The 5,685-nt window shown below is 66.1% G+C and carries 6 protein-coding genes; 2 read left to right on the top strand and 4 right to left on the bottom strand.

Annotated elements, in window-relative coordinates:
* Positions 1-13: 13 nt before the first annotated feature.
* From RT551_RS15990 to RT551_RS15975, 4 genes are all read right to left on the bottom strand, one after another.
* The gene (locus RT551_RS15990; protein ID WP_313460485.1) at positions 14-475 is read right to left on the bottom strand and encodes a hypothetical protein; all 462 of its coding nucleotides are present in this window, start codon (positions 473-475) and stop codon (positions 14-16) included.
* A gap of 150 nt (positions 476-625) precedes the next feature.
* Positions 626-1,354: an aquaporin Z gene (aqpZ, locus tag RT551_RS15985; RefSeq protein ID WP_313460484.1), complete on the bottom strand. Its 729-nt coding sequence runs from the start codon at positions 1,352-1,354 to the stop codon at positions 626-628.
* Positions 1,355-1,486: 132 nt separating this feature from the next.
* A complete protein-coding gene (locus tag RT551_RS15980; RefSeq protein ID WP_313460483.1) occupies positions 1,487-2,350 on the bottom strand; it encodes a pirin family protein in 864 nt (287 codons plus the stop codon).
* A 126-nt stretch (positions 2,351-2,476) separates the two neighbouring features.
* Entirely contained in the window at positions 2,477-4,540 is a 2,064-nt protein-coding gene (locus RT551_RS15975; protein WP_313460481.1) for a 3-hydroxyacyl-CoA dehydrogenase NAD-binding domain-containing protein, read from the bottom strand.
* Positions 4,541-4,777: 237 nt separating this feature from the next.
* Here RT551_RS15975 and rpoE point away from each other — a divergent pair, with 237 nt between their 5' ends.
* A complete protein-coding gene (gene rpoE / locus RT551_RS15970; RefSeq protein ID WP_311192190.1) occupies positions 4,778-5,398 on the top strand; it encodes an RNA polymerase sigma factor RpoE in 621 nt (206 codons plus the stop codon).
* The coding region (locus RT551_RS15965) for an RseA family anti-sigma factor (protein ID WP_313460479.1) at positions 5,395-5,685 on the top strand (291 nt) is incomplete at its 3' end. The genes rpoE and RT551_RS15965, both read left to right, overlap by 4 nt.

Raw genomic sequence — 5,685 nt, 5'->3', positions numbered from 1 at the left:
GCCGGGCAATCGATCAACGCTCGGCAGCGACCGCCGACGAACCCAGCGCCATGCCCCGGGTCAGCGTCTGCAGGGAACCCAGTTCCTTGGAATCGCTGGGGTAGAGCGCAATCTGCGCATACTTGTTCTTGTCCAGCTTCACGATCGTCATGCGTCGATCCGCGTAGCCCGGCGGCTGCTGGCCACCCAGGTCCGGGCTGTACCAGTACATGTCCTCACCGGCGAAACTGCCTTTCTCCTGGCGCAGCGGACGCGAAAGCGGAATATCCGGATCGCGCTGGGTCAGCATCAGGCTCAGAACTTCGCGCCCGTCAGCCGTCGTGGCTTTACACGACAGATAGTTGTTTTCAGCCTGTTCCTTCCACTGCAGGCCACTGTCGGCGGGCAGGGTGGGACATTCGGCGGTGGCCTGGGCCGAGGCCACGGTGGCACTCAACAGCAGACACAGCGATACAACAGCGCGTAGGACGTTCATGCTTCCCCCAAGAAGTCGAATGGCAGGGCCACGGGGCCGGAGCGTCCAATCTCCGGTCGCGTGACGGGCTGGTGATTTTGACCTTAACGGAATGTGACCGGATCTTCAAATAACTGTTTCAAATGTATCTGAATCCGGATAGGCGTATGGTCAGCTGGGGCGTGGTTCGGCCCCGATCCACTTGTAGACGATGCCGCCGATCACCCCGCCCAGCAGCGGGGCCACCCAGAACAGCCACAGCTGGCTCAGTGCGCCGCTGCCCGCAAACACCGCCACGGCGGTGGAACGCGCCGGGTTCACCGAGGTATTGGTGACTGGAATGCTGATCAGGTGGATCAGGGTCAGCGCCAGGCCGATGGCCAGGGGGGCAAAGCCGGCCGGAGCACGGCCGTGCGTCGCGCCCATGATGACCACCAGGAACATCGCGGTCAGGACGACCTCGCACAGGAAGGCAGCGGCGACCCTGTAGCCGCCCGGCGACAGTGCTCCGTAGCCGTTGCTGGCAAACGCACCGGCCTGGCTGCCATCAATGGCAAAGCCGGGCGCGCCGCTGGCAATGTGCAGCAGGATGTAGGCGGCAACAACGCCCCCCACCACCTGGGCCAGGATGTAGGGCACCACGTCGCGGGCGGGAAAGCGCCCCCCGGCGCACAACCCCACCGTGACGGCCGGATTGAAGTGGGCTCCCGAGACATGCCCGAAGGCATACGCCCCGGTCAGCACGGTCAGGCCGAAGGCCAAGGCCACGCCGACGAAGCCGATGCCCAGAGGATTGCCGTCACCGCCGAATTTCGCCGCCAGCACGGCGCTGCCGCAGCCGCCCAGCACCAGCCAGAACGTACCGAGGAACTCGGCCGCCAATCGCTTTGCCATGTTCATTGCATGTCTCCGCAGACGCCCGGGGGAGGAGGGCTGCGGCGAACGTAGCTGAAGCGCGATTCATCCGGGTGAAGGGCGCGTCAGCTGCCGACGAACGGCAGAAATCGCGTGAAATCGCGTGAAAGTAGCACTTTAATACGCCGGCAACGGAATGAATTCCTTGTCATCCCCCGGAATCGTCCCGAACCGACCCGATTCCCAATCGTGCTTGGCCTGTTCGATCCGCTCCTTCGAGCTGGACACGAAGTTCCACCACAGATGACGCGGGCCATCCAACGGCTCGCCGCCCAGCAGCATCGCCTTGACCGGCGTCTTGGCCCGCAGCCGTCCACGCGCATTGAACTCGGGCAGGATCAGATGCTGTGCCGGCACATCCACACCGTCCAGCTGCAGTTCGCCTTCCAGCACGTAGATCGCGCGTTCCTTGTGGCTGGTATCCAGATCCAGCTCCGCGCCAGGTTCCAGGTCGAGCGCCACGTTCAGCGTATCGGCGAACACCTTCACCGGCGATTCTTCACCGTAAGCGCGGCCGGCGATCACGCGCAGCCACACGCCGTCGCGATGCTGCTGCGGCAGGGTGGCGGCGCTGTGGTGATAGAACGCGGGATCGGTTTCCTCGAAATTCTTCGGCAACGCCACCCAGGTCTGCATGCCGTGCAGCGGGTGGTCGTGCTCGCGCTCCACCGGCGGCGTGCGTTCGGAATGGGCAATGCCGCGGCCGGCGGTCATCCAGTTCACATCGCCCGGGCGGATCACCTGGTCAGAACCAAGCGTATCGCGGTGGCCAATCGCACCGGACCAAAGGAAGGTGACCGTGGCCAGGCCGATGTGCGGATGCGGGCGCACGTCAATACCGGCACCGGCGGACAGCACCGCAGGCCCCATCTGGTCGACGAACACGAACGGCCCAACGCTGCGGGCCTGCAGCGTGGGAACGGCGCGGCGCACTTCCAGGCCGCCGATATCGTGGACGCGCGGGGCGATGATGGTGGTCATGCGGGCGTACTCGCTGGCGTGGACAGAGCGCCAGCATGGCACGGCACCGGCGGTGTTGGATGCCCCATTCGGGCAACAGGTTGTCCGGAAAACAGCAACGCCGCCCTGCGGCGGCGTTGCGTTGCGTCACACCACCGGTTCGCGCAGCACCGGCGAATCCCAGCCCGGCCTCGGCGCGAAACGATCCCCATACCGCTGCTGCAGCAGCTTCAGGCGCTCCACCAGCGCATCGGCACCCGTGGCGCGGATGTGCTGGATCGGGCCGCCGCGGAACGGGGCGAAGCCGGTGCCGAAGATCACCCCGGCATCCAGCAGGTCGGCATCGGCCACCACGCCTTCGTGCAGGCAGGCCACGGCCTCGTTGAGCAGCGGCAGGATCAGGCGGTCCTCCAGGTCTGCCGGGGCCTGGTAGTTGGACGGCACGTCCGGCTTCTGCGCGCGGCCGTTTTCCCATTTATAGATGCCCTGGCCATCCTTCTTGCCACGTTTGCCCGGTTCGACGGTCTGCAGCGCCGCCGGAATCTGCAGGCCCAGGAACGGTGCCAGCTCGTGGCCCACGCCTGCAGCCACGTCCAGGCCGACCGTGTCGAGCAGTTCAATCGGACCCATCGGCATGCCGAACTTCACGGCGGCCTTGTCGATCACAGGGCCCGGGACGCCTTCGGCATACGCAGTGGCTGCTTCCAGCATGTACGGGAACAGCACGCGGTTGACCAGGAAGCCCGGCGTACCGGCTACCGGCACCGGGAACTTGCCCAGCGCCTTGCAGAAGCCGGCCAGGCGCTGCTCGGTCTGCGGGTCCATGCCGTCGTGGTGGATGATTTCCACCAGCGGCATCTGCGCGACCGGGTTGAAGTAATGCAGGCCGGCGAACTGGGCCGGGCGTTGGATGTGGTCGCGCAACTCCACCAGCGGAATCGACGAGGTGTTGGTGGTCAGCAGCGCATCGGCCTTCATCTTCGGCTCCAGCGTCTGGTACAGCGCACGCTTGGCCTCGGGGTTCTCGATGATGGCTTCAATGACCAGGTCGGCCTGCGCCACGCCGTCGCCGGCGAGGTCGGCCTTCAGACGCGCGGCCACGGCAGGACGCTTGCTCTCGTCCTTGACCTTCTTGGCGAACAGCGCCTGTGCGCGTTCCATCGCCGGGTCGATGAAGCGCTGCTCACGGTCCTGCAGAGTGACCTCGAAGCCTTTGTAAGCGGACCATGCGGCGATATCGCCGCCCATCACGCCGGCCCCGACCACGTGCACGTGGCGGATGCCGTGGTCCTTGCCGCCCAGCGCCTTCAGGCGCTCGGTCAGGAAGAAGATGCGGATCAGGTTGCGCGCGGTGGGGGTGCTGGCCAGCTTCACCACGGCGCGGCGCTCCGCGTCCAGGCGGGTCTGGATCGGGCTGCCACCGCTGCGTGCCCAGGTGTTGATCAGGGCGTACGGGGCCGGGTAGTGGTCCTTCTTGGCCTTGCGCGCCACCTGCTTGGCCATCTGCGGGGCCAGCAGCTTGCGCGCCAGCCAGGTATTGGTGGCCCAGGCGGTGGCACGCTGCTTGAACGGGCGGGTGGTGCCCGACAGGCCCAGCGCGACGGCGGTATCCAGCAGCACCGCCGGCGCGACCACCTTGTCGACCAGGCCGATGTTGCGCGCCGCCGAAGCGGACAGGGTACGGCCGGTCAGCATCAGGTCCATCGCCGCCGGCGCGCCGACCAGCTGCGGCAGGCGCGCGCTGCCGCCCCAGCCGGGGAAGATGCCCAGCTGGGTTTCGGGCAGCCCGATCCGGGTGCTGGCATCGTTGGAGGCCACCCGGTAGCGACAGGCCAGCGCCAGCTCGGTGCCACCGCCCAGGCAGTGGCCGTGGATGGCGGCCACGGTCGGGCAGGGCAGCTCGGACAGCTTCTGGTACACGGTCTGGCCACGACGGATGGCGTCGTTCACGGTGCCGCGGCGGTCAAATTCCTGGAATTCCTTCAGGTCAGCGCCAGCAATGAAGCCCGCCGGCTTGATCGACTGCACCACCACCGCCTTGGGCGGATCCAGCGCCAGCCGTTCCACCAGGTCGCCCAGTTCCAGCAAGACGTCCTGGGACATGGCGTTGACGCTGCTGTCCTGGCGGTCAAGGCTGAGCACCACGACACCATCGTCACGGATCTGTGGGTGCCAATGCGAGAAGCGGAGCCCATCGAAGCCTGAGAGCATGGGGACGTTCCATCCGGTTGTGTATGGAGAAGGGGGCTATGATCCAGAGGTTGTTTCCTCCCCGTCAAATCCCTATAGCTGGGGTATCCGCAACGACCGTTCACGACCGTGAGCGGAAACGTTAACGGAACGGTGGTTAAAAGCTGGTACGGCATTCCTCACGGAGCGCTGAACTTTTCCCGGGATTGGCAGTCTCATTGCCCGACGTCGGTTGGGCTGACAGGAGTGCGGCCCCGCATGGCCGAGGTTGAAACACCACAGGAGCTGGATCTGGAACTGGTCCGGCGCGTGCAGCGCGGCGAGAGCGCGGCGTTCGATGTGCTGGTGCGCAAGTACCAGCACCGGATCGTTGCCCTCATCGGGCGTTACATCGCCGACTGGAGCGAATGTCAGGACGTGGCCCAGGACACTTTTGTCCGCGCGTATCGCGCGATCAACAGCTTCCGCGGCGACGCCCAGTTCTATACCTGGTTGCACAGGATCGCCGTGAATACTGCCAAGAACCACCTTGCCGCCCACAACCGCCGCCCGCCCACCGATGACATCGACATCGGGGACGCCGAACAGTTCGACAGCGGTACCCGCCTGCGCGACACCGACACACCGGAGCGTGAGCTGATGCGCCAGGAACTGGAAAACACGGTGATGAAGGCGGTCTCGTCGCTGCCGGAAGAACTGCGTTCGGCCATCACCCTGCGCGAGGTGGATGGTCTGAGCTACGAGGAAATCGCGCAGAAGATGGGGTGCCCGATCGGCACCGTGCGGTCGCGGATCTTCCGCGCCCGTGAGGCGATCGACACTGAACTTCGGCCGCTGCTGGATGTGGGCAGCGCCACCCGCGAGAAGAGCCGCGTATGAACCACGAAAAGCCCAATGCTGATACCGCCGGCCATGTGCCGGACAAATTCGATGCCCATCACCGCCAGCAGCTGTCGGCGCTGATCGATGGCGAGCTGAGTGCTGACGAAGCCCGCTTCATGCTGCGCCGGCTGGAACACGACGATGCACTGGCCGGCTGCCATGAGCGCTGGCAACTGCTGGGCGATGTCCTGCGCGGCCAGGCCTGCGCGCCGGCTCCGGTCGATTTCGCCGCCCGCGTGCAGGCCGCTGTGGCGGCTGAGCCCGCCCCGCAGGTCGTCTCCGCG

This window comes from Stenotrophomonas sp. (assembly GCF_032103445.1).
Classification (GTDB): domain Bacteria; phylum Pseudomonadota; class Gammaproteobacteria; order Xanthomonadales; family Xanthomonadaceae; genus Stenotrophomonas.
This window is presented reverse-complemented; position numbering and strand designations above follow the sequence as displayed.

What these genes read in the sequence shown, in the direction of transcription:
- RT551_RS15975 (WP_313460481.1), bottom strand. Translation starts at nt 4,540, where the DNA reads ATGCTCTCAGGCTTCGATGGGCTCCGCTTCTCGCATTGGCACCCACAG.
- RT551_RS15980 (WP_313460483.1), bottom strand. Translation starts at nt 2,350, where the DNA reads ATGACCACCATCATCGCCCCGCGCGTCCACGATATCGGCGGCCTGGAA.
- rpoE (WP_311192190.1), top strand. Translation starts at nt 4,778, where the DNA reads ATGGCCGAGGTTGAAACACCACAGGAGCTGGATCTGGAACTGGTCCGG.
- RT551_RS15990 (WP_313460485.1), bottom strand. Translation starts at nt 475, where the DNA reads ATGAACGTCCTACGCGCTGTTGTATCGCTGTGTCTGCTGTTGAGTGCC.
- aqpZ (WP_313460484.1), bottom strand. Translation starts at nt 1,354, where the DNA reads ATGAACATGGCAAAGCGATTGGCGGCCGAGTTCCTCGGTACGTTCTGG.